This window comes from Marinimicrobium agarilyticum DSM 16975, from assembly GCF_000423345.1.
Classification (GTDB): domain Bacteria; phylum Pseudomonadota; class Gammaproteobacteria; order Pseudomonadales; family Cellvibrionaceae; genus Marinimicrobium; species Marinimicrobium agarilyticum.
This window is the reverse complement of the sequence record NZ_KE384008.1, coordinates 391,282-412,922: the sequence shown is the minus strand read 5'-3', so window position 1 is coordinate 412,922 and position 21,641 is coordinate 391,282. Positions and strand designations below refer to the sequence as shown.

Here is a 21,641-nt window from a genome sequence, read left to right as displayed (position 1 = left end):
GACGACTCTGCACTATAGGGAGGAGAACAGCCAATGCACAATGATGATTTATACCCCACAAGACTCAAGGAACCCATGGAACCTTTCCTGAGGAAGGATCCCGTCATTCATGCACGCAATGAGTATCGCTGGACAGGGCCACTGGATGAAGAGGCTCTATCCCGTTATGAGCGAGATGGTTTCCTGTGGTTCGAAGGCTTTTTCTCTTACGACCGGGTACAACCTTTCTTCCAGGAATTGGTCGACATGGCCAAGAATGAAGAGCTGATGCGCTCGGACAAGGTGATCAGCGACCCGAACAGCGGACGCATCCGCTCTGTGTTCGACATGCACCGCATCTCAGAGCGCTTTGACAAGCTCACAAGAGACCCGCGTATTCTCGGAATGGTCAGGCAACTGCTTGGCAGCGAAGTCTATATTCATCAATCCCGTATCAACGACAAATTCGGTTTCGAAGGCAGCGGCTTTCAGTGGCACTCCGACTTCGAAACCTGGCATTCGGAAGATGGCATGCCCCGAATGCGAGCGGTCAGCGCGTCCATTATGCTCACCGATAACAACGAGTTTAATGGTCCTTTGATGTTGATCCCCGGCTCCCACCACTATTTCGTGCCTTGCGTGGGAGAAACACCGGAGGAAAACTGGATCAGTTCGCTGAAGCGACAAGATACCGGTGTGCCGGACAAGGACAACCTGGCCATGCTCGCCAAGCGCGGAGGTATACAGGCACCAAAAGGCCCGGCGGGGTCGCTATTGTTGTTTGAGTGCAATACGCTGCACGCCTCCAATGAGAACATGTCCCCCTGGCCTCGTTCTAACCTGTTCTTTGTTTACAATAGTTTGAGCAATACGCTGCACGAGCCCTATGCGGCTCCCGGCCGTCGCCCCAATCACCTGGGCAATCGGGACGAAGAAAGTGCGCTCTGCATGCATGATGATTTCCCCGAGCTCTCGGGCCAGGGTGTACCGAATTTGAGCTAACGCAAAGATTGAGAGCGCGGCGGGGTCATCAAGTGTTCGAGGTCGGAAATATCCACCAGAGGATCGTCCAGATCCACGAGCACATGAGAGTGGCTCAGCGTCCAGGCCCGACCGGTGATATGACTGTGGATGGCCGGGTGCACACCCACCCTCGCCTCGCCCAGGCAGGTACCGATAAAGCTGCTGTTGCGCGGTGACACCGTCTCAAGCCACTGCCCTTCGCGAATCAGGCCCTTTTCGGCCATCAGTGCCAGGCGTGCGGAGGTGCCGGTACCGGTGGGGCTGCGGCAGATCACGCCGGGGTGAACATAGGTGGCCGAACGCGAACGAAAGCCGCCGTCCCCCAGCGCCTCCACCGGCCCCATAAAGTGCGCGAAGGGCACGGGTCCCGCCTCCCCCAACTGCGGATGAGGCTCGTTGAACTGCTCGCGCACGGCACGGATAAATTCATCACCGAACGCCGCCAGGGAAACGGCCTCGTCGTGGACCAGCTCAAACCCGTGCTGGCTGGCGTCCACCATCGCAAAGAAGGCACCGCTCCATACCATGTCGTAGGTGACCTGCTGCCCTCTGGGTAGGGTCACCGTCAGGCCTCGCGCCGCCACATAGGCAGGTTCGCCCTGAGTGGTGATGGAATCGACCCGCCCATTGTGATTCACCGCTTTGATGTGCGCCAGCCCCGCCGGTGACTCCAGCACCACCGACTGTTCGCCTTCCTGCATCGGGATAAGGCCGCTTTGCAGCGCCGCCGTGGCAGTACATATCGTATTGGAGCCGGAATACATGGGGTAACCCATGGCTTCCATAATGATGTAACCGGCCTGAGCGTCGGGATGGCTTGGCGGCACAATCAGGTCCACCGACATGGCCGGGTCACCATAGGGCTCGGAAAGCAACAACCGGCGCAGACCATCGCCGTGGGCCTGTAGGTAACGCATCTTCTCCAGAACCGTGCTCCCCGGAATGTTTTCAATACCCTCGTACACAATCCGGCTGACATCGCCGCCAGACTGCATGTCAATCAGGCCTAACTCGCGAAAACGACCGTGATGATTACTTGGCAGCATAGGGGGCTCCTACTGACGCCCATTTAGCATCCGGCACGATGACCAGGTTGCCGATATAGCGCTTGGCCATAAACTCCCGCTGCGCGTCATGAAAGCGCGACAAAGGGAAGGTGCCATGCAATAGCGGGTGGATCTTGCCTTGCTCAATGTACCCGAGCAGGCGGCGGAAAGCGCCACGAGTACCCTGAGAGGACCCGTGCAGTTGCAGTTGCTTGAGGTACATGGTTCTCAGGTCCAGCTCCACCACCGGACCACCGATCGCCCCTGAGGTGGTGTATCGGCCCTCCGGGCGCAGCACCCGCAGCAGGTCATTGAACATCGGGCCGGCCACCAGGTCCGCCACGACATCGACCGGTTGACCCCGGGTGATCCGATCAAGGGCATCCACCAGACCACCCTCTTCGCGCCGGACCGTGTCCTCAGCGCCAATATCGCGCAACGCCGCCTCTTTTCCGGCGCTGGTCACCGCATAGGGGATGGCTCCGCGAACGCGGGCCAACTGCACAACCGCCGACCCCACGCCACCGGACGCACCGGTCACCACAATTCTTTCACCTTCTTTCAGGTTCGCCCGATCCAGCATGTGCTCGCCGGTGAGATAGGCGCAGCAGAAAGTGGCCAACTCGGCATCGCTGATGGGCGCGTCAGTGGCGTGGGCGTTTTCCGAAGGCACGGTAGTGTACTCTGCGTACCCGCCATCGCGGCCGTGTCCGATATAGTCAATATCCGCCAGACTGTCGTCGCCCTCAGGCCGGTTGTACAGGGAAAAATCCACCATCACCCGCTCGCCGATACGCGCATCGGGCACGCCCTTGCCCACCGCAACGATCTTGCCGACGGTGTCCGTGCCTTGAATACGAGGAAACTCCAGCGTGGAGCGCCCCCGTCGCCAGGTGGAAACCGATGCCGGATCGGTATCGCTGCCGTAGGCCCCTTGCCTCACCCAGACATCCGTGTTGTTCATGCCGCAGGCGGTGACTTCAATTAGAACTTCGCCGGAGCCAGGCTTGGGGACCGGCACATCCTCCCGGTACTTCAACTGATCGAGGTCACCATGCCCCGTCAACTGTACCGCTTTCATCGTTTCGGGAATCATTCGTTCAGCCTCCGTCTAACATCGAGTCAAGTCGTTGGCTTTATTGAATAGTGTAGTAACCGGCCTGGGAGGACGCAAAACAACGAACTATCGCGGCTTGCGCGGCTTTCAGGCCACTGCGACAATAGCGTTTTTGTTGTCCCCCACACGGAGCAAGCATGAGTAATCCCAAAGCCGTACTGGTGACCGGAGCTTCAACCGGCATCGGCTATTACTGCGCCAAAGCGCTACAGAAAGACGGATACCGGGTCATCGCCAGTTGCCGCAAGCTACCTGACGTCTCCCGGCTTCAGGCAGAAGGGCTGACCTGCATTCAGCTCGATGTGGCGGATTCCGGCAGCATCCAGCGCGCGGTGGAAGAGACGCTGGCGCTGTGCGAGGGAAGACTCTATGGCCTGTTTAACAACGGTGCCTACGGCCAACCCGGCGCGGTGGAAGACCTTACGCGCGACACACTGCGTCGCCAGTTCGAGACCAATTTTTTCGGTTGGGCGGAGCTGACCAATGCGTTACTGCCCTCCATGATCGCCAACGGCGAGGGCCGGATCGTTCAGAACAGCTCGGTGCTCGGCTTCGCCGCCATGCCCTTTCGGGGCGCCTATAACAGCAGCAAGTTCGCTTTGGAGGGCCTCACGGATACACTGCGTCTTGAACTCAAGGGAACCGGCGTTGAAGTCAGCTTGGTGGAGCCCGGCCCTATTTTGAGTGACTTTCGCAAGAACGCCTTGACCGCGTTAAAGAGCAATGTGGATATGGCAAACAGTCGGCATAGGGAGAAGTATGACGCCGCTCTGGAACGACTGAGCAAGAAAGGGCCGGCACAACGTTTTACCCTGGGGCCAGAAGCAGTCTACAAAAAAGTTAAGCACGCACTGGAAAGTAAGCGTCCGAAGCCTCGCTATTACGTGACATTCCCGACCTACCTGATGGGCTACCTCAAACGGATTTTAAGCACTCGAAAAATGGATAAGATTCTGGGAAAAGTGGCGAGCTAGCAGCCACTGTTCCCTACACTGATACAGGATCCGGCAAACCTTTTATGACCGACTGGCCATATACGCGTCGTAATCCGGAATGGAGCGATCCACTTCGTTATTGAACAGCGGAGAGGCCACCATAAAGTCGGCGGAAATCTGATTGCAGGCCACGGGAATGTTCCATACCGCAGCGATGCGCAGCAACGCTTTTACGTCCGGGTCGTGCGGCAGGGGCTCGAATGGGTCCCAGAAGAAAATCAGGAAATCCACCTTTCCCTCGGTTATTAACGAGCCGACCTGTTGGTCACCCCCCAGCGGACCGCTGATCAATTTATTGATGGTCAGGTCCGTGGATTTTTCGATCACGCTACCCGTGGTGCCGGTGGCGTAAAGAACATGCGAGCTCAAGGTTTCCCGGTGTTTACTGCACCAGGCCACCAGATCTTTTTTCTTGTTGTCATGGGCAATGAGAGCGATTTTTTTGTTGCCCGGCATAGTGACTGTTTTGTAATCCATAAACTGGCTCGCTTGTCGTTGCTTTGGAATTATCAGTCTCGCGACTGGGCGATGGCTTCGGTCACCGTTTCAATCAAGCCCGGCCCCTGATAAATGAAACCCGTGTACACCTGAACCAGCTTTGCCCCCGCGGCCATCTTTTCGACCGCACTGGCCCCGTCACTGATACCGCCCACACCAATGATGGGCAGCTCATCTTTAAGGTGATCGTGCAGCGCAGCAATTACATGAGTACTTTTGTCCCTCACCGGCAGACCACTGAGCCCACCGGTTTCTTCGCTATGCTCCAGATCTTCCACCCCTTCTCGACCAATGGTGGTATTAGTGGCAATCACGCCATCCATACCCTGCTCTTTCAGCACCTTGGCCACCTGTTCAATGGCAACATCGTCCATATCCGGAGCGATTTTTACCACCAGCGGTACATAACGTCCCTCGGCCTGATAATGCTTGCCCTGCTCGGCCTTCAGTCGCTCGAGCATTCGGCTCAGACTGTCGCCAAACTGAAGGTCACGCAGCCCCGGCGTATTGGGCGATGAAATATTGAACGTAATATACTCGGCGTGGGCGTATACCTTGTTCATGCATTCCAGGTAATCGTCCACCGCGTTCTCCAGGGGGGTGGTGGCGTTTTTCCCAATATTGATTCCGAGAATGCCCGAGTAACGGCGACGTTTGACCTGCTCCACCAAGTGATCGACACCCAGGTTATTGAATCCCATCCGGTTGATAATCGCTTCCTGCTCGGGCAGCCGGAACAACCGCGGTTTGGGATTACCGGGCTGCGGACGTGGCGTCACGGTGCCGATTTCGACAAAGCCGAAGCCCAGCTCACCCAGCGCATTGAAGTAGTCCCCGTTTTTGTCCAGACCGGCTGCCAGCCCGAGAGGGTTGGCGAAGCGCAGTCCCATGACCTCCACGGGATTGTAGCGGGCCTTGGGCTTGAAGAGCGGCAGTAGCCGCAGCCGTTCAGCTGCACCGAGCCAATCGAGGCTGATGTGGTGGGCGGTCTCGGGGTCCAGTTGGAACAGGGCTTTGCGGATCAATGAGTACATTCAAAAGCTCTTTGCGGAGGAGCGAATTTGGGTCTGAATCGGCGCAAAGGATACTGGATTTGCCGTTTTTAGTCGATTTTTTCGATCGTCTGAAACCGGTTCTGTGTGTCGAAATGGATCCGGAAACGGCCCCGGATCCCCTCGTGGGTAACAAAGGAGCGCAGAATAGTGGCGGGAAACTGTACGCTCCGACCATCGACGGTCGTGGCATGAACATGTTTGGCACTACCCTGGTACCAGCGCTGGTACTCATCGGGCGAGATATAAAGATTGACTTCCACAGCGTTCACGGCTGATACCAAAGCTCCTCGCGCTCCAGCGGGGTTGAAGGTGTTAACGCCGGGTTCTCGAGCCGGATGACGCGACGTTCACTCAAATTCGCCCGTTCAATGTCGTCACCGAAGTACGTCATCAGCAGTCGGTCAAAAGAGCCGTCTGCGATCGCCACGTTCAGACCTTTCTCAATCAACGCAGCCAGCTCGTGACTGTCCTTTCGGACGAAAAAATAATAAGCGGCGGGATAATACAACACAACATGGTCATCCACCACCAGGTCCAGCTCTTCGAACGTGCGTTGCTCATCCCAGATTTCAAGCACCGAGCGTGGAAAGTAGTCAACCCGCCCCGCATAGAGCATTTTGAACATCCCCTCCCAATGGGGGGTCCTGAATACCTCGAGCCCGTTGGCCTCCAGCACTTGACTGTCCGGCCAATCGTGCCCCTGGACCGCGGTCAACCCCTTGAGCGGCTTTAGCCCGCTCATCCCTTCAAGAAGGTCCTCATCCTGCTGACGCAGCAACAGTAGCCGCCAGCCAATCAGGCCTTTGAAAAGAGGGATACGAATAGGCCGCAACACCATTTCCCGAGTGGGGTTGGTGTTCATCCAGTGGATATCATAAACGCCTTTGGCCACCGACATCACACTGCGACTTTCGCGAAAATTGGACAGGGTAACCGGTTCCAGTCGATAGGGTTCGCCCGCTTTATCCAGTGCAAGGGCCAGCACGCGGGAGAAGTAGTCGTCGCGGGTCTGACCGTAGTCCTCGCTCAGCACAGGGTAGCGGATAACCAATGGCGCCTCTTCCGTCTCTGGGGCGGCAAACAGCAAGCCAGACCACAGAGCGAACAGCAGAGGCAGACCTGGCAAATGTTTTATTATCCAAAAGCTCATAAATACCGCCCAAGCCAACCAATTGTTATAAGAATGATGCCTCATCTTTAACGACAATAGCGCACCGGGGCTTAAAAGCAAGCGGCAGGATCCTAAGTGAGCGCTCAAGCCAGCTTGGTGCCCAGAGGCACTCGCTTATCGGGCACACAGAGCGCTACCTCACCGTTTTCATTGTGAAAACCGGTCACCAGGCATTCTGACATAATGGGCCCTATCTGCTTTTTGGGGAAATTCACCACCGCCACCACCTGGCGGCCGATCAGTTCATCCAAGGTGTACAGCGCGGTAATCTGGGCGCTGGAGCGCTTTATGCCGATCTCCTCGCCAAAATCCACCGTCAGAATATACGCAGGCTTGCGGGCCTCCTTGAAGGTCTCCGCCGTAATAATGCGTCCAACCCTCAACGCCACCTTGGCGAAATCATCCCACTCAATCATGTCCATTATTGGCTCCTTTTCGGTTCCGTCAACGTATCCATTCCCCGCGGCGGGCCGACCAAGCCTGCCAGGGGGAAATCCAGAGACGTTAGAAGTGTCCAGATACTCTTTAAAGTGTAAAGACCCGTGCAATTGCGGCGCGGCCCGCTACTATAAAAACCATTAGCCCCAAATACCACCGCCCAGGAGCTTCAGACCATGACTCAACGCCAGACCGAGATTCCGCCCAAAGCGTTTGAACTCTACGATCAATACGCCCACGGCCATATTGATCGACGACAGTTCCTGCGGGGCCTGACCGGAGTCGCCGTCGGTGGCTATACTGCCAGTGGCCTGATGAGCGCGTTGCTGCCCAACTACGCCCTCGCCGAGCAGGTCTCCTTCAACGACCCGGACATTGTGGCGCACTATAAAACCTTTCCCTCGCCCGACGGGCACGGTACCGGCCGGGGTTACCTTGTGCTCCCCTCAGAACTGGAGGGCACGGCCCCCGTCATACTCGTCATCCACGAAAACCGGGGGCTCAACCCCTATATAAAGGACGTCGCAAGACGCTTGGCGAAAGAGGGTTTTATCGCCTTCGCGCCGGATGCGCTCCACCCGGTCGGGGGCTACCCCGGTAACGATGACAAAGGCCGCAGCCTCCAGGCCAGTCTGGATCGAGACAAACTCTTTGCCGATTTGGTGGCCGCCGCCCGCTTCGCTCGAGGGGTGGACAAGGGTAACGGCAAGCTGGGCGTCGTTGGGTTCTGTTTCGGCGGCTCCATCTCCAACCGGTTGGCGGCGGAGCACCCCGAACTGATTGATGCCGCCGCCCCCTATTATGGTTCCCCTCCCGCGCTGGAAGATGTTGAGGCGATTGACGCTCCCATCCAGGTGCACCTGGGCGAACTGGATGAGCGAATCAACAGCCAGTACCCGGCGTATGAAGAAGCGCTCCAGAAACACAACGTAAACTACGAAATATTCATCTACGAGGGCGCCAACCACGGCTTTCACAATGACTCCACGCCCCGCTATGACGAGGAGGATGCTACACTTGCCTGGACCCGGACGCTGGCGTTTTTTAATCAGCACCTGCGTACAGAACCTATTGAATAACCTTGGATAGCACTGCGCTAAAAGATGCCACCCCCCCCATTTCCGCCGTGGGTATGGCAGGCTCTACCCACAGGGATACTGAGTCCTGGACGAGGGGGAGAAAACCCGACTCGATAACCTGATCCCCGACCCCGTCCATTCTTACTTAACCCGACCCTCGCCGGGATCTACAAATGAGGCCCTATGTCAGTCGAAGTCTTGCTGCTCCATCCAGGGGATAATGCGTTCAAAAGACTTTTCGATGTTTTCCATGGACGTGGAATAACTCAAGCGTAAAGAGTTGTTGCAGCTGCTGCCGAAGGTTTCTCCCGGAATCGTGCATACACCGGTTTCCTTGAGCAGGCGCAGGGCAACGTTGGTCCCGTTGGCGCCTTCAGGGAGCGAAGGGAACAAGTAGAAAGCCCCTTCCGGTTTGTAGCCGGTGAGGTGCGGAGTCTGATCCACCAACTCCACCAGCCGGTCCCGGCGCTTGGTGTACTCATCCAGCATGTAGTGGATAAAATCGTTGCTGCCGTGTAACGCCTCCACCCCGGCCCACTGGCAGGGAGTGTTTGCCACCGTCGTGGTGAACATATGGTAGCGACGCAGTTTTTTGATCGCGCCCTGGCTGCCGATCAACCATCCGATGCGCATGCCCGCCATGCTATAGGTTTTGGAAAAACTGCTGACCACCATGACGTGGTCCAGATCGCTGCAACAGGACAGCACCGAGGGGTAGGTTTTACCGTCGTAGATCAGATGGTCATAGACCTCATCACTGATGATCTGGATTCCCCGGTAGGCCGCCTCCTCCACGATTTTTTCCAGGGTTTCCCGTGGGTAGACGGTGCCGGTGGGATTGCTCGGTGAGTTCAAAATAATGCCGTAGGTGTGCGGCTCGATGGCGTCAATCACCTCGTCCGGGTCGATCTGGTGATTGTTTTCCGCCCGCGTGGGGATCTCCGTCACCTCGCCGCCGTTCATCCGAATCAGCGGGGAGTACAACATGAACGCCGGGTCCGGCACGATGAAGTGGCGGCCTGGGGCGGAAACCGCTGTGATCGCCAGGTAAAGCGCCTCCGTGGCGCCGGTGGTGATCATGATATTTTCCGGGTTGAGCGTCCGGTTATAGCGCTCACCATAGTAGATGGCGAGGGACTCCAATAATTCCGGCAGGCCCGCATCCATTGTGTAACCGGTCTGGCCGCGCTGCATGGCTTCCACCGCCGCGTTCACCACATTCTGCGGTGTCGGCAGGTCCGGCTGGCCAATGGACAGGTGAATCACATCATCCAGCTGTGAGGCGAGGTTCACCATTTTGCGGATACCCGGAATGGGAATGGTCATCAGCGCCGGGTTCCAGATCGGATCCTCGGACTCGTAAAACTCGAAGTCCATATTGCTCAGTGGCATGACTGCCCTCCCCTTACGACATCAGTGATGGACGATGATCAGTCAGATCATTGGCCTGTTGGTAGGCATGCCCGGCCTGCAGTACCAAAGCATCGTTGAAGCGGGCTCCGACCAGCTGTAAACCGATAGGCAAGCCCGCGCTGTCGAACCCACAGGGCACCGATAGCGCCGGCTGTCCGGTCATATTGAACGGATAGGTGAACGGCGTCCAGGTCGGCCAACGGGTGTGTGGCCAGTCTTCCGGCACTTCGCGCCCGGTTTTGAAGGCGGTGATGGGTAGTGTCGGCGTCAGCAGCAGGTCGTACTTCTGATGAAAGTGCGCCATGCGCTCGCGCAAAGCGGTAGATTCCTTCACCGCTCCCATATAATCCAACATCGTCAGCCGGCTGGCCTTATCGGCCACCTTTACCAGTTGCGGATCCATTTTTTCGCGCTTGCGGCTGCCCAGATCCCGCATGGCGTTGGCGGCACCGGAGTAGAACAAGTGCCCGAATGCCGGCAACGGATCGCTAAAGCCCGGGTCCACACGCACCACCTCTGCCCCCAGCTCTCTGAACACCTCAACAGCTTTCGCGACCGCCTTTTCCACTTCGGGATCGACATCGACGTAACCCAGGTTGGGGCTGTAGGCGATTTTGAGGCCCTGAATGCTTCGTCCCAGGTTTGCGGTATAGTCAATGTGCCGACGTGGTATGGCGTAGGTGTCCCGGTGGTCAAACTCGGCAATGACATTCATCATCAACGCGCAGTCTTCTACCGTCCAGGTCAGTGGACCGGGGTGCGCCATGGTGCCAAAGGGGCTCGCCGGCCAGTGCGGCACTTCGCCGAAAGACGGCTTCAAACCAACGACGCCACAGAAGGAGGAAGGAATACGAATCGAGCCTCCGGCATCAGTCCCCAGCGCCAGCGGGCACATGCCCAATGCCACGGCCACGGCACTTCCACCACTGGAACCACCGGCGGTTTTCTCCGGGTTCCAGGGGTTGTTGGTGACCCCATCGGTGGGATTGTCGGTAACCCCCTTCCAGCCAAACTCCGGTGTGGTGGTCTTGCCGACGGGCACATAGCCGTGGCGAGCCAACGCGGCCGTCGCCGGCGCGGACTTGTTGAGGGTGGAATTCGGGTCAACAGTTTTTGAACCCTTGAGCGTGGGCCACATCGGGGTCAGGAACACATCTTTGACGCCTACGGGCACACCGTCCAGCAGTCCCTGGGTCTGATTCTGCGCATATCGCTGTTCGGACTCCCGCGCCAGCGCCAGGGTCGTCTCCCGATCGACCAGACAGAAGCCGTTGGTTTTGCCGTCGACCCGTTCAATCTGATCAAGCATTGCGCCAGCCACGTCCACCGGCGACAGGCTCTTGTCCCGGTAGCGTTCGAGCAGTTGAACAGCGGTCATACGCAAAATGTCTTGGGTCATCGACGTTTCTCCTACCATTGATATTCAAGCCATCTATTGGCCTGCACGAGGTTTACTCACCAGGTTGTGCAACTCTTTTTGAGACTGCCAGCGCAGAAAGTTATCGGTGAACTGCTCACCCAGCGCCCGTCGCCAACCAATAAAGTCGCCCGCCATATGGGCGGACATCATGACGTTGGGTTGGTCCCACAACGGGTGTGTTTCGGGCAGCGGCTCTTGTTCAAACACATCCAACGCCGCGCCGGCCAGTTCGCCCGCATTGAGGGCGTCCAACAGGGCCTGTGTTTTGACAATGGGACCACGACCGACGTTGATCAAGTGCGCGGACGGTTTCATGGCTTTGAACGCCGCCTGATCAAACACGCCTTCAGTATCTGGCGTCAGCGGCGCGGTAACCACCACATAATCCGCGTGGGGCAACCGCTCGCTCATGTCCGACTGAGCGTAGACTTTGACAAAACCCTCGACATCCCGCTCGCTGCGCGCGGTGCCTTCCACTTCCAGGCCGGCCGCGTTGAGCAGTTGGCCCACGGTGGTGCCAATTGAACCGGCACCGACGATCAATACCCGCTGTTTTTCAATCAGGCGGGTCTCCCGGTGTTGCCAGCGGTGTTGCCGCTGATAATGCAGGTTGCCCATGGTGTCTTTGGCAAACAATAAGATGGCGCCCAGCACGTACTCCGCAATGCCGCGATTGAAAATACCCCGGGCATTGGTAATGGGAATATCGGACTCGGCCAGAGCGGGAAACATGAGTGCGTCCACCCCGGCGCTGGTGGCGTGCACCCAGCGGATGCTGGGCTGATCCGGCCACACCCGCTCAATCATACCGGAGCGAAAATCGGTCACTACCAGGACGTCGGCACGGGTGAGCCCCTCTCTCAAGGCCTGCTCGTTACGAACGTGGGTGACAACGATCTCCTCGGGCACTTTATCCAGACCGGGCAGATCCGGTTCATCTTCAGCGGTCAGCACCAATACTTCAGTCATAAACGGTTCCCAATACAATTGTCGATCTATTACTGTAGCTCGGCGGTCACGGCTTCGAGCACTCGATTGAAACGGTCCGCCGCATCGTCGACTTCTTCCTCCGTCACTACGAGCGGCGGCAGCCAGCGGATGATTTGCCCCGCCGTGCCGCAACGAAGCAGCAGGAGACCCCGCTTCTCTGCTTCTGCCGCGAGCCGTTCGGCGATGTCGGCCCTCGGGCGGTCGGGACTGTGGGCGATTTCCATACCCAGCATCAAGCCCTTGCCCCGAAGATCGTCAATCCAGGCAGTGCCCTGACGGAACGCATCCAGTCGGCGATACAGCTGCTCACCACGGGCGGCGGCATTCTCCACCAGCTTTTCATTGTCCACCACGTCGAGGGTGGCCAGCGCGGCGGCACAGGCGACCGCGTTGGCGCCGTAGGTTCCGCCCTGGGAGCCCGGCAGCCCTTTACTCATAAGCTTTTCCGAAGCGGCGATGGCGGAAAGCGGAAAGCCGCTGGCCAGCCCTTTGGCCGTGACGATAATGTCCGGGTGAACACCGGCGTGCTGGTGACTCCAGAAACGGCCGGTGCGACCGTAGCCGGCCTGGATTTCATCAGCGATAAAAAGAATGCCGTGATCCTTGCAGCGCTGCGCCACGCCTTCGAGAAAGGCTTTGGGCGCGGGGTAGTAGCCGTACTCGCCCTGCACCGGTTCGATGATCATGGCGGCGGTGTCGCTCGGAGCGCTGTGGGTTTTGAGGATTTCGTCCAGCTCTTTCAGGCAGAATTCGGTGGCGGTATCTTCGTCCCAACCGTAGCGGTAAAGGTGCGGAAAGGGGCTGGTGACGACGCCAGCCATCATGGGGTGGAAGCCGGTGCGCACTTTGGTACCGGAGGTGGTCATGGAGGCGGCGGCCATGGTGCGGCCATGAAAGCCGCCGTGAAAGGTGAGAATGTTGGCGCGACCGGTAGCCTGGCGCGCGAGCCGCATGGCCATTTCGACAGCTTCGGAGCCCGAGTTGCTGAAGGCGACCGAGTCCAGGCCTTTGGGCATTTTTTCCACGAGCCGGTCGGTGAGCTTGAGCATGGGTTCGTGGGTGACGGTGGTGTATTGAGCGTGGATGATGTTACCCACTTGTTCTTGAGCAGCTTTGACGACGGTTGGGTGGCAGTGGCCGGTGCTGGTGACGCCAATGCCAGCGGTGAAGTCCAGGTATTGGTTGCCACTGGTGTCGTAGAGCCAGGAGCCTTCGCCGTTTTTGACGCAGACTTTGCTGGATTGTTTCAGGAGTGGAGACAGATGGCTCATTGATTTTTGCTCCTGTATTTTGACGTTTGGTTTCAATTCTTTTTTGGAGTTTCGGGGTGGGTGTTGGGTAGCCAGGTCCAAGACACGCGGCAAGTACCTCCCTGTAGCTCGACTGCTGCTCCGGCAGCAGACGGTCTCGGACCTGGCTACCCAACACCCCTGCACCCTTCAATTCTCCAGAGCTTTCCAATCACTCGTTCGTAGTCAGCTGTTTACTTCCGAAAACCTTTTCAACTCATTGAGTTCAAGTTTCTGATAATCGCTTGGGTGACCTCTTCGGTCGACCGGGATTTTTGGTCGCTGTTTTTCTGAGTTTGTAAGTCTTTGGCGACGGCCTGGCGCAATTGTTCCGCTGGCTCGGTAAGGTTGAGCCATTCGAGCATCATGGCAGTGGTCAGGAGCATGGCCGTGGGGTTGGCGATACCCTGGCCGGCGATGTCCGGGGCGCTGCCGTGGGTGGGTTCGAACAGGGCCGGTTGGTGTTTGTCCGCCGGGTTGATGTTGCACGAGGGCGCGACGCCCAAGCCTCCGGCGAGAACGGCAGCCAAGTCGGTGAGGATGTCGCCATGGAGATTGCTGGCGACGACCACGTCGAATTGCCAGGGGCTCTGGACAAATTTCATGCAGGCGGCATCCACGAGTTCGTGATGAACACCGATGTCGGGGAAGTCTTTGGCAATCTGTTCGAACACGTCGGTATACATTTCGCCCCAATAGGGCTGGGCATTGCGTTTGGTGATGAGGCAGACCTGGGCCTTTTGCTTGCCCGCTTCGTCGCACAGGAAATCTTTCTGGGTGCCATTGTTTTCACGCTCTTTGAGCCGTTCGGTGGCCCGCTCGAACGCGTGGTGAATGAGCCGGTGAGCGGCTCGACGGGTAAAAACTTCCAGCTGTGTGGCGACTTCGTCTTCACTCCCAGGGCGCAGTCGCCCGCCCTGGTTGACGTACTCTCCCTCACTGTTTTCACGGATGACGAGCATGTCAATGTCCTTCGCCCGTTCATCTGCCAGGTACTGGGGCGCGCCCGGCAGCAGCCGCGCCGGGCGTTCACAGGCCCAGAGGTCCAGCCCCTTACGGAAGGTGAGCAATGGGGCCAGGGAGATGCCGTCCGGCAGTTTGTAGCGCTTGGCGTCGCTCGAGGGGCCCGGGTCGCCCAGGGCTCCAAGCAGCAAAGCATGGTAGTCACGCAATTGGCTCAAGGCATCTTCCGGCATCATTTCGCCGTGTTCGCGGTGCCAGGAGGTGCTCGGCCAGGGGAGCGTTTCCCACTCCATCGCGAGTTTGTGTTGTTGAGTGAGGGCCTCCAACACACGCTCAGCGGCCGCCATGACTTCAATGCCGATGCCGTCGCCAGGCATGAGGGCGAGCTTGATGGCTTGCGGGGTGGCCGCCATAGCGCTACTCCCCTCCCATGCAGAGGTATTTGATTTCCTCGTACTCTTCCATACCGTGACGCGACCCCTCTCGGCCCAGACCGGAAGATTTCATACCGCCGAAGGGCGCGGTGGCATTGGAAACGGCGCCTTCGTTAACCCCGATGATGCCGCTTTCCAGCGCATCGGCGACGCGCCATACCCGGTGTACATTTTGGCTGTAGAAGTAAGCCGCCAAGCCATAAGGGGTGTCATTGGCGATGCGGATGGCTTCTTCTTCACTGCTGAACTTGAGGATCGGAGCGACTGGTCCGAAGGTTTCTTCGTGGCAGAGCTGCATTTCTGGCGTAATGCCGGTGAGCAGAATGGGTTCAACGTAGTTGCCATTTTTTCCCTCCGGTACCGGCCCGAAGACTCTTTGTGCGCCTTTGCTCATGGCGTCCTGATAGTGTTGCATGACTTTTTCGACGGCCCCGCGGTTGATCAGCGCCGACTGGTTAACGCCTTCTTCAAAACCGTCGCCCACTTTGAGTTTTTTCATTGCCTCGGTCAGCTTTTCCACAAAGGCATCGTGTACGCTGTCCTGTACCAGAATACGGTTGGCACATACGCAGGTTTGCCCGGTGTTGCGGAATTTGGAAGCCATCGCTCCCTCCACCGCCTTGTCCAGATCGGCGTCATCAAACACGATAAAGGGCGCGTTGCCGCCCAACTCCAGAGAAATTTTCTGGATGTGCTCGGCGCATTGCGCCATCAGCTTGCGCCCCACGCCGGTCGAGCCCGTAAAGCTGAGCTTGCGGACCACCGGGCTTCCAGTGAGGGTTTTGCCAATCGGCTGGGGCTTACCGGTGATAACATTCAGTACGCCGTCAGGAATGCCCGCCTCCTGGGCCAGGTAGCCGAGCGCCAACGCCGTGAAAGGTGTCGCTTCGGCAGGCCTGACGATCATCGAGCAGCCAGCAGCCAACGCCGCACCGGCCTTGCGGGTAATCATCGCGGCCGGGAAGTTCCAGGGTGTAATACAGCAGGTCACTCCTACGGGCTGCCGGGTCACCACGATGTGTTGATCAGGCTTCGCGCCGGGAATGGTTTCGCCGTAGGAACGACGGGCCTCCTCCGCGAACCACTTGATAAACGACGCGGCATAGCCGACTTCCCCCTTTGACTCCGCCAAGGGTTTACCCTGTTCCAGAGTCATCAAAGCGCCCAGGTCATCGGTGTGGTCGATCATCAGTTGATACCAGCGATACAACAACTCACTGCGCTCATTGGCCGTTTTCCTACGCCATAGCTGAAACCCCTTGTCGGCTTGGGCAATGGCGCGCGCGGTTTCCGCCTCGCTCAAATCGGGCGTCTGGCCAATGATTTCACCGGTGGCCGGGTTATCGATATCAATCATCGCGCCGTTGTCGGCCTGCACCCATTCGCCGCCGATCAGGCAGGCCTGCTGAAACAGGTTGGGGTTGCTGAGCTTTTTAGGGGCTTGATACTGAGTGCTCGCCATCGTTGTTCCACTCCTTACACCGAAAAATGGGGTAACTGATTAGTGCTCTAAACCTTTGACATCAAAAGAATTTTCAAGGTCTGACACCTTTGCTCCGTTCTGCTTTCAACTCTAGCAGATTACCGCCAACCGAAGGCAAGCGGTTTTTTCTGCTTTTTGTTAAGAAAACGCAACAAACTGCGTTGAACACAAATGTTTTGAACCCGAACATTTCGGGCTCTATGAAGATGGATCACCGTACTGCGTGATCTGGACCAGGTCCAACAGCTCCCGCAACGCCACTGAAAAAATAGCGTAGTCACTGCCGCTGCTGTTCCGTACTTCATTCATCATGCTGCGCCAGCGCTCCAGGTGAGGCCCGAGATATTCCACCCATTGGGCAACGGCCTCGTCCACACCGTCTTTGTGCTCCACCCGAGCACAAACCACCAGTGTCAGATTCCTCAGCTGCGATTCCAGATCATCAAGGTACGTCTCCCGAGCCATGGCTTGCCAGTAGTTTTCAACGGCCGCCTCGGAAATCTGCCGCGCAAACTCATGTAGTTGAAGCTGTTCGTTGATTTGGAGGTACAGTCGCAGCACACTCATCAGGGGTAACTGGGTGTGCCGCGACGCTTCAGCCACACTCAACCCGGAATACAGATGGCCCGGTGTCGCCACGCGGCGCTGCAGGCTCTCGGGCACACCAGCCTGGGTCAGATAGTGTATCTGTGACTCCCAATCCTTCAGCGCCGTTCCGCTCAGATGATCCGGCAACGCGTCCATCACTTTGCACACCAGCGGAGCGAACTGCTCCACTTCAGATGCCGGATCCAGATGACTGCGACGGTTGCGCAGGAACCAGCGCGACGCCCGGCGCACCCGCCGCATCAGAACCTTCATCAGCCCCATCTGGACATCGGCATGGACCTGATAGTCCAATGATTCGAGTTCTCGCCACGTGTTATCCAACTGGTAGATATCCCGTGCGATCACGTAGGCTTTGGCCATATCGCCAGCACTCACACCGGTGGAGTCGAGCAGACGTTGAGCGAAGCTCAGGCCCATGGTGTTCACCAGGTCGTTGGCGACCTGGGTGGCGACCAGCTCGCTGCGCAACCGGTGCTGTTCAATCCACTCCGGGAAATCCTTCTGCAACGGTGTGGGGAAGGCCCGGAACGCGAACTTCGAGATGTAGGGATCATCGGCCAGTTGCGCTTGCGCAAGGTCATTTTTCAAAATCACTTTGGCGTAGGAAATCAGCACCGCCAGCTCGGGGCGAGTCAACCCCTGAGACCGCGCCTGCCGCTCCGCCAGTGCCTCTTCATCCGGCAGAAACTCCAGCTTCCGGTTGAGCCGGCCTTCGCTCTCCCAGACGTTCATCACTCTACGATACTCGGCATCGCGGCGCACCGCGTCCGAGGAGGCTACACTGATGGCCTGAGTCTGGCGGTAATTATTATGCAGGACCAGCGCTGCCACCTCTTCGGTCATCGACTCCAGTCGCTGGTTGCGCTGCTTCTCGGTCAAGTCGCCGTTAATCAGAACGTCGTTGAGCAAAATTTTGATATTGACTTCGTGGTCCGAGCAATCCACGCCGGCGGCGTTGTCGATAAAATCAGAATTGCAGGCGCCGCCATTCAGCGCATATTCGATGCGCCCGCGCTGGGTCATTCCCAGATTGCCGCCCTCGCCCACGACCCGGCAACGCAGTTCACCGCCGTCCACGCGAAGATTGTCGTTCGCTTTGTCCCCGACCTGGGCGTGGCTTTCCGTGCTGGCTTTGACATAAGTCCCTATACCCCCATTCCAGAGCAGGTCCACCGGCGCTTTCAGCAGTTCGTGTATCAGCTCTGTGGGAGTCAATTCCTTCGCATCGATGCCGAAACGGGATTTCATTTCCGGTGTCAACCGGATCGATTTGGCATCGCGCGAGAAAACGCCGCCTCCCTTGCTGATCAAGGTCGAGTCGTAATCGGCCCAGCTGAGCCCCGGTGTATCAAACAGACGCTGTCGCTCTTTAAAACTCTTGGCCGCGTCAGGATTGGGATCGATAAAGATGTGGAGATGATTGAACGCCGCTACCAGTTGAATGTGTTCAGAGAGCAACATACCGTTGCCGAAAACATCGCCCCCCATATCACCGATACCTACTACAGTGAAATCGTCGTGCTGAATATCCACTCCCAATTCCTTGAAGTGTCGTTGCACTGACACCCAGGCCCCTCGGGCGGTAATACCCATTGCCTTGTGGTCATACCCGCGACTGCCACCGGAGGCAAAGGCGTCGCCCAACCAGTGGCCATACTCGGCTGATATCTCATTGGCGATGTCGGAGAACGTGGCCGTTCCTTTGTCCGCCGCCACCACCAGGTAGGGATCGTCCTCATCAAGACGGAGGACGTTTTTCGGGGGAGCAATGTCGCCGTCCACCAGGTTATCGGTCAAGTCGAGCATGCCGCGAATGAGCGTCTGATAACAGCGAATGGCTTCTTGTTGCAGCGCCTGGCGATCCCCACTGCTGGGCGGGCGTTTGCAGACGAAGCCCCCTTTTGCTCCGTTGGGAACGATCACCGCGTTCTTGACCTGTTGGGCTTTGACCAACCCCAACACTTCGGTTCGGTAGTCCTGCAGACGATCGGACCAGCGAAGCCCACCACGGGCCACTTTACCCGCTCGCAGATGAACCCCTTCCATACGGGGGGAATAGACAAAAATTTCATACAATGGCCGCGGCTCGGGAATGTCCGGGATCCGACGCGGCATCAATTTCAATGACAGATACGGCTTCGGCTTTCCATTGGCATCGGTCTGGAAATAGTTGGTGCGCACACAGCCTTCGAGAATCGCCAGGTAGCGCCGGATGATGCGGTCTTCATTGAGGTTCGACACCTTGTCCAGGGCTTGGATGATACGGTCGCGGGCGGACAAGTGCCGCTCCGTTTTGTTAGCGCCCGTATTGGGGTCGAATTGCGCCTTGAACAACGCCATCAGTTCGCGAGTGATTTTGGCATGATTCACCAGCGCTGAGGCAATGTAACCTTCGGTAAAATTGGATAGCGTCTGATGCATATAAGCCGCCAGGGCGCGCAAGACACTGACTTCCCGCCAGGTCAATTGAGCCCCCAACACCAGCCGGTTAAACCCGTCGCTTTCCGCATCGCCACGCCATACCGCAGCAAAGGCTTCCTGAAAATTTTTCCGCACAGAAGCAATATCCAGCCGCTGAGGTGCGTCGTAGGTCAGTTGGAAGTTATGTAGATGAGTCTCTTCGCCCCCGGCAGACACCACTTTGTACGGGTGCTCGGCAATGACTCTCAGGCCAAGGTGTTCCAGCACCGGAATCACATCTGACAATTCAATAGGGGCGTGGCGGCGAAAAACTTTAAAGCGCAGCTCACCGCTTGCACTCTCAGAGGGCTGGTAGAAACTCAACGCCAGATCGCCGTTGCCCCCCAGTCCCAGAATATAATCCAGATCCTGAACCGCCACTCGCGCATCAAAGTGTTCGCGATAGGCGGACGGAAACGCCTCCTGATACTCTTCCAGGAGTTTGACAGCACGCTCCTCGCCTTTGGCTTCGGTCAAGGCTTCCAGCAGCTGATCTTCCCAGGAGCGCGTAATTTCGACGATTTGCGCTTCCAGGTGGCTGACGTCATAGCGCGGGTGCTCATCGCCCTCAATACGGAACACCAGGTGCACCCGGGCCAGAATGGATTCAGAAAAATAGGTGTTGAACTCGACCTCTTCCGCACCCAGGGCTTTGCCCAGCAAGGTTTGAATCTTGACGCGGATTCGCGTGGTGAACAGGTCCCTCGGCACATACACCAGGCAGCTGACAAACTTTCCGAAGGAATCGGGCCGGATGAAAAGCCGTACTCGATAGCGTTCGTTGATCTCCGCCACACCGGTGGCGATTTCATAGAGCTGGCTGGTACTGCTCTGGAACAGCTCATCGCGCGGGAAGGTTTCCAGTATCTGCCGCAAGGCCTTGCCGTCGTGGCTTTTGGAGTCCAGCCCCGAGCGATCAAACACTTCGGAAACTTTTTCCTGTAACAAGGGAATTTCGTACGGGCTCAACGTGTACACGGCGGAGGTGTACAGCCCGAGAATACGGGCCTCGCCACAAAAGCGCCCATCTTCATCGAACCGTTTGATGACGATGTAGTCCGAATAGGCCTGGCGATGCACACGGGACCGCTCGGGCGCCTTGGAAAAAGCAATGAGCTTGGGCGAGAGATGAAACTGCAGGCTACCGGGAGTGTCGTCATTGACCGGTTTGCGATCCGGCGCCGCATTGTCGCGCTTGAACAACCCGAGCCTTGCGTCTTCACGCTCACAGAGCCACTGGCTGCCACGCTCTTGCACCAGGTCGTACTCGGTATAGCCCATGAAGGTGAAATGGTCATCCTGCAACCAGGACAAAAAGCGCTGGCTCTCGGCCACTTTCTGGTTTAGCGGCATTTCCCGCGCCCGCGCCAACTGCTGTGAGACCGCTTCAGTCACCCGCATCAACGGCTGATAGTCCTCTACCACCGTACGAACCTGAGCCATGACCGTCAGCAGTGAGCGACTGATCTGCTTGAGCACCTTTGGATCCGTGTGCAGGCGAATTTCCATGTAGATGATGGCTTCCGCCGGCGCCTCTTTCGGTGCCTCTTCCACCTCAACGCTATTGGCCGGCCAGAGTCGACGCAGACGATGTTTCGCATCCCGCTCGACTTTGACCACCGTACTCTTGATGCTGTGGATGGCAATATTGCGACGGTTCAGCTCGACCCGAATGGAGTCCACCAGAAACGGCATATCCTGTTGCTGCACCAGCAATACGCTGTGAGGACAGAGCCAGCCGTCTTCTTCCAGTGAGGGGTTGAACAGCTTCACCACCGGTTTACTCGGCTGGTGACGTTGAACCAAGTGCCAGGCACTGAAAACCGCGCCGAACACATCGGTCAGAGGGCGCCCCACCCATTCACTCAAAGGCAGGCGGGCAAAAAAAGCCCGGCTGAACGTTTGCCACTGCGGCCAGTCCGCCTCTGGCACGGATTTTCCAGCCCATTCGTCCAAGTCGGAGAACAGTCCTTCTCTGTCCTCGGCATCGACCAAGCGTCTATCCATTCAGCCTCCTTTTCACGGTTCGCGGATATGATGTTGGCGACCCAGTTATCAGTTTGGTCTCTGGGTGTAGACTTGTCGAGCGCAAGTGCTTGAAAAAGCGGGGAACTGACGCCAATAAGGTGAGTCTAGAACAATCTCACAGCGCTACTCGCGCACCTGATCAGATTTTAAG

At 57.6% G+C, this 21,641-nt stretch carries 17 protein-coding genes; 3 read left to right on the top strand and 14 right to left on the bottom strand.

Going from position 1 to position 21,641, the window contains the following annotated elements; all coding sequences use genetic code 11:
• The first annotated feature begins 33 nt into the window (after nt 1-33).
• Nucleotides 34-981 carry an ectoine hydroxylase gene (thpD, locus tag G547_RS0117715; protein WP_027330979.1) on the top strand — a complete coding sequence of 316 codons (948 nt, stop codon included), beginning with the start codon at nt 34-36 and terminating at the stop codon, nt 979-981.
• On the opposite strand, the gene G547_RS0117710 is transcribed toward thpD, so the two are convergent.
• Nucleotides 978-2,048 (bottom strand): proline racemase family protein, encoded by a 1,071-nt coding sequence (locus G547_RS0117710; protein ID WP_027330978.1) that lies wholly within the window; start codon nt 2,046-2,048, stop codon nt 978-980. The two genes, thpD and G547_RS0117710, sit on opposite strands and share 4 nt — an antisense overlap.
• Complete coding sequence (locus G547_RS0117705) at nt 2,035-3,144, bottom strand: alcohol dehydrogenase family protein (protein ID WP_027330977.1); 1,110 nt, start codon at nt 3,142-3,144, stop codon at nt 2,035-2,037. The genes G547_RS0117710 and G547_RS0117705 overlap by 14 nt, the downstream gene beginning before the upstream one ends.
• 158 nt (nt 3,145-3,302) lie before the next feature.
• Here G547_RS0117705 and G547_RS0117700 point away from each other — a divergent pair, with 158 nt between their 5' ends.
• Entirely contained in the window at nt 3,303-4,139 is an 837-nt protein-coding gene (locus G547_RS0117700; RefSeq protein WP_027330976.1) for an SDR family oxidoreductase, read from the top strand.
• 42 nt (nt 4,140-4,181) lie between these two features.
• Here G547_RS0117700 and G547_RS0117695 read toward each other — a convergent pair whose 3' ends face one another.
• From G547_RS0117695 to G547_RS0117675, 5 genes are all read right to left on the bottom strand, one after another.
• Nucleotides 4,182-4,637, bottom strand: coding sequence for a methylglyoxal synthase (locus tag G547_RS0117695; protein WP_027330975.1), 456 nt, complete (start codon nt 4,635-4,637; stop codon nt 4,182-4,184).
• A 32-nt stretch (nt 4,638-4,669) separates the two neighbouring features.
• Nucleotides 4,670-5,692, bottom strand: a complete 1,023-nt coding sequence (locus G547_RS0117690) for a quinone-dependent dihydroorotate dehydrogenase (RefSeq protein ID WP_027330974.1) — start codon at nt 5,690-5,692, stop codon at nt 4,670-4,672.
• Nucleotides 5,693-5,760: 68 nt separating this feature from the next.
• Nucleotides 5,761-5,973, bottom strand: coding sequence for a DUF2835 domain-containing protein (locus tag G547_RS0117685; protein WP_342664701.1), 213 nt, complete (start codon nt 5,971-5,973; stop codon nt 5,761-5,763).
• A gap of 5 nt (nt 5,974-5,978) precedes the next feature.
• Nucleotides 5,979-6,863, bottom strand: coding sequence for a substrate-binding periplasmic protein (locus G547_RS0117680; protein ID WP_036189300.1), 885 nt, complete (start codon nt 6,861-6,863; stop codon nt 5,979-5,981).
• Between the two features lie 104 nt (nt 6,864-6,967).
• On the bottom strand, nt 6,968-7,306 hold the full coding sequence (locus G547_RS0117675; RefSeq protein ID WP_027330971.1) for a tRNA-binding protein: 339 nt from the start codon (nt 7,304-7,306) through the stop codon (nt 6,968-6,970).
• 192 nt (nt 7,307-7,498) lie between these two features.
• Between G547_RS0117675 and G547_RS0117670 the strand changes: the two genes are divergently transcribed.
• Entirely contained in the window at nt 7,499-8,401 is a 903-nt protein-coding gene (locus G547_RS0117670; RefSeq protein WP_027330970.1) for a dienelactone hydrolase family protein, read from the top strand.
• Between the two features lie 186 nt (nt 8,402-8,587).
• On the opposite strand, the gene G547_RS0117665 is transcribed toward G547_RS0117670, so the two are convergent.
• The 7 genes from G547_RS0117665 to G547_RS0117635 all read right to left on the bottom strand — a co-directional run bounded on the left by G547_RS0117665 (nt 8,588) and on the right by G547_RS0117635 (nt 21,469).
• A complete protein-coding gene (locus G547_RS0117665) occupies nt 8,588-9,793 on the bottom strand; it encodes a pyridoxal phosphate-dependent aminotransferase (RefSeq protein WP_036189296.1) in 1,206 nt (401 codons plus the stop codon).
• Nucleotides 9,794-9,806: 13 nt separating this feature from the next.
• On the bottom strand, nt 9,807-11,213 hold the full coding sequence (locus G547_RS0117660) for an amidase (protein ID WP_036189293.1): 1,407 nt from the start codon (nt 11,211-11,213) through the stop codon (nt 9,807-9,809).
• Nucleotides 11,214-11,246: 33 nt separating this feature from the next.
• The gene (locus G547_RS0117655) at nt 11,247-12,203 is read right to left on the bottom strand and encodes a D-2-hydroxyacid dehydrogenase (protein ID WP_027330967.1); all 957 of its coding nucleotides are present in this window, start codon (nt 12,201-12,203) and stop codon (nt 11,247-11,249) included.
• Nucleotides 12,204-12,232: 29 nt separating this feature from the next.
• Entirely contained in the window at nt 12,233-13,495 is a 1,263-nt protein-coding gene (locus G547_RS0117650; protein WP_036189290.1) for an aspartate aminotransferase family protein, read from the bottom strand.
• 230 nt (nt 13,496-13,725) lie between these two features.
• Nucleotides 13,726-14,889, bottom strand: coding sequence for an isocitrate/isopropylmalate dehydrogenase family protein (locus G547_RS0117645; protein WP_027330965.1), 1,164 nt, complete (start codon nt 14,887-14,889; stop codon nt 13,726-13,728).
• A 4-nt stretch (nt 14,890-14,893) separates the two neighbouring features.
• Complete coding sequence (locus G547_RS0117640) at nt 14,894-16,372, bottom strand: NAD-dependent succinate-semialdehyde dehydrogenase (RefSeq protein WP_027330964.1); 1,479 nt, start codon at nt 16,370-16,372, stop codon at nt 14,894-14,896.
• A 219-nt stretch (nt 16,373-16,591) separates the two neighbouring features.
• On the bottom strand, nt 16,592-21,469 hold the full coding sequence (locus G547_RS0117635; RefSeq protein WP_027330963.1) for an NAD-glutamate dehydrogenase: 4,878 nt from the start codon (nt 21,467-21,469) through the stop codon (nt 16,592-16,594).
• Nucleotides 21,470-21,641 lie beyond the last annotated feature (172 nt).

Bases quoted from the DNA above. Each gene is read 5' to 3' on its own strand.
- thpD (WP_027330979.1), top strand. From the start codon at position 34: ATGCACAATGATGATTTATACCCCACAAGACTCAAGGAACCCATGGAA.
- G547_RS0117710 (WP_027330978.1), bottom strand. From the start codon at position 2,048: ATGCTGCCAAGTAATCATCACGGTCGTTTTCGCGAGTTAGGCCTGATT.
- G547_RS0117705 (WP_027330977.1), bottom strand. From the start codon at position 3,144: ATGATTCCCGAAACGATGAAAGCGGTACAGTTGACGGGGCATGGTGAC.
- G547_RS0117700 (WP_027330976.1), top strand. From the start codon at position 3,303: ATGAGTAATCCCAAAGCCGTACTGGTGACCGGAGCTTCAACCGGCATC.
- G547_RS0117695 (WP_027330975.1), bottom strand. From the start codon at position 4,637: ATGGATTACAAAACAGTCACTATGCCGGGCAACAAAAAAATCGCTCTC.
- G547_RS0117690 (WP_027330974.1), bottom strand. From the start codon at position 5,692: ATGTACTCATTGATCCGCAAAGCCCTGTTCCAACTGGACCCCGAGACC.
- G547_RS0117680 (WP_036189300.1), bottom strand. From the start codon at position 6,863: ATGAGCTTTTGGATAATAAAACATTTGCCAGGTCTGCCTCTGCTGTTC.
- G547_RS0117675 (WP_027330971.1), bottom strand. From the start codon at position 7,306: ATGGACATGATTGAGTGGGATGATTTCGCCAAGGTGGCGTTGAGGGTT.
- G547_RS0117670 (WP_027330970.1), top strand. From the start codon at position 7,499: ATGACTCAACGCCAGACCGAGATTCCGCCCAAAGCGTTTGAACTCTAC.
- G547_RS0117665 (WP_036189296.1), bottom strand. From the start codon at position 9,793: ATGCCACTGAGCAATATGGACTTCGAGTTTTACGAGTCCGAGGATCCG.
- G547_RS0117660 (WP_036189293.1), bottom strand. From the start codon at position 11,213: ATGACCCAAGACATTTTGCGTATGACCGCTGTTCAACTGCTCGAACGC.
- G547_RS0117655 (WP_027330967.1), bottom strand. From the start codon at position 12,203: ATGACTGAAGTATTGGTGCTGACCGCTGAAGATGAACCGGATCTGCCC.
- G547_RS0117650 (WP_036189290.1), bottom strand. From the start codon at position 13,495: ATGAGCCATCTGTCTCCACTCCTGAAACAATCCAGCAAAGTCTGCGTC.
- G547_RS0117645 (WP_027330965.1), bottom strand. From the start codon at position 14,889: ATGGCGGCCACCCCGCAAGCCATCAAGCTCGCCCTCATGCCTGGCGAC.
- G547_RS0117640 (WP_027330964.1), bottom strand. From the start codon at position 16,372: ATGGCGAGCACTCAGTATCAAGCCCCTAAAAAGCTCAGCAACCCCAAC.
- G547_RS0117635 (WP_027330963.1), bottom strand. From the start codon at position 21,469: ATGGATAGACGCTTGGTCGATGCCGAGGACAGAGAAGGACTGTTCTCC.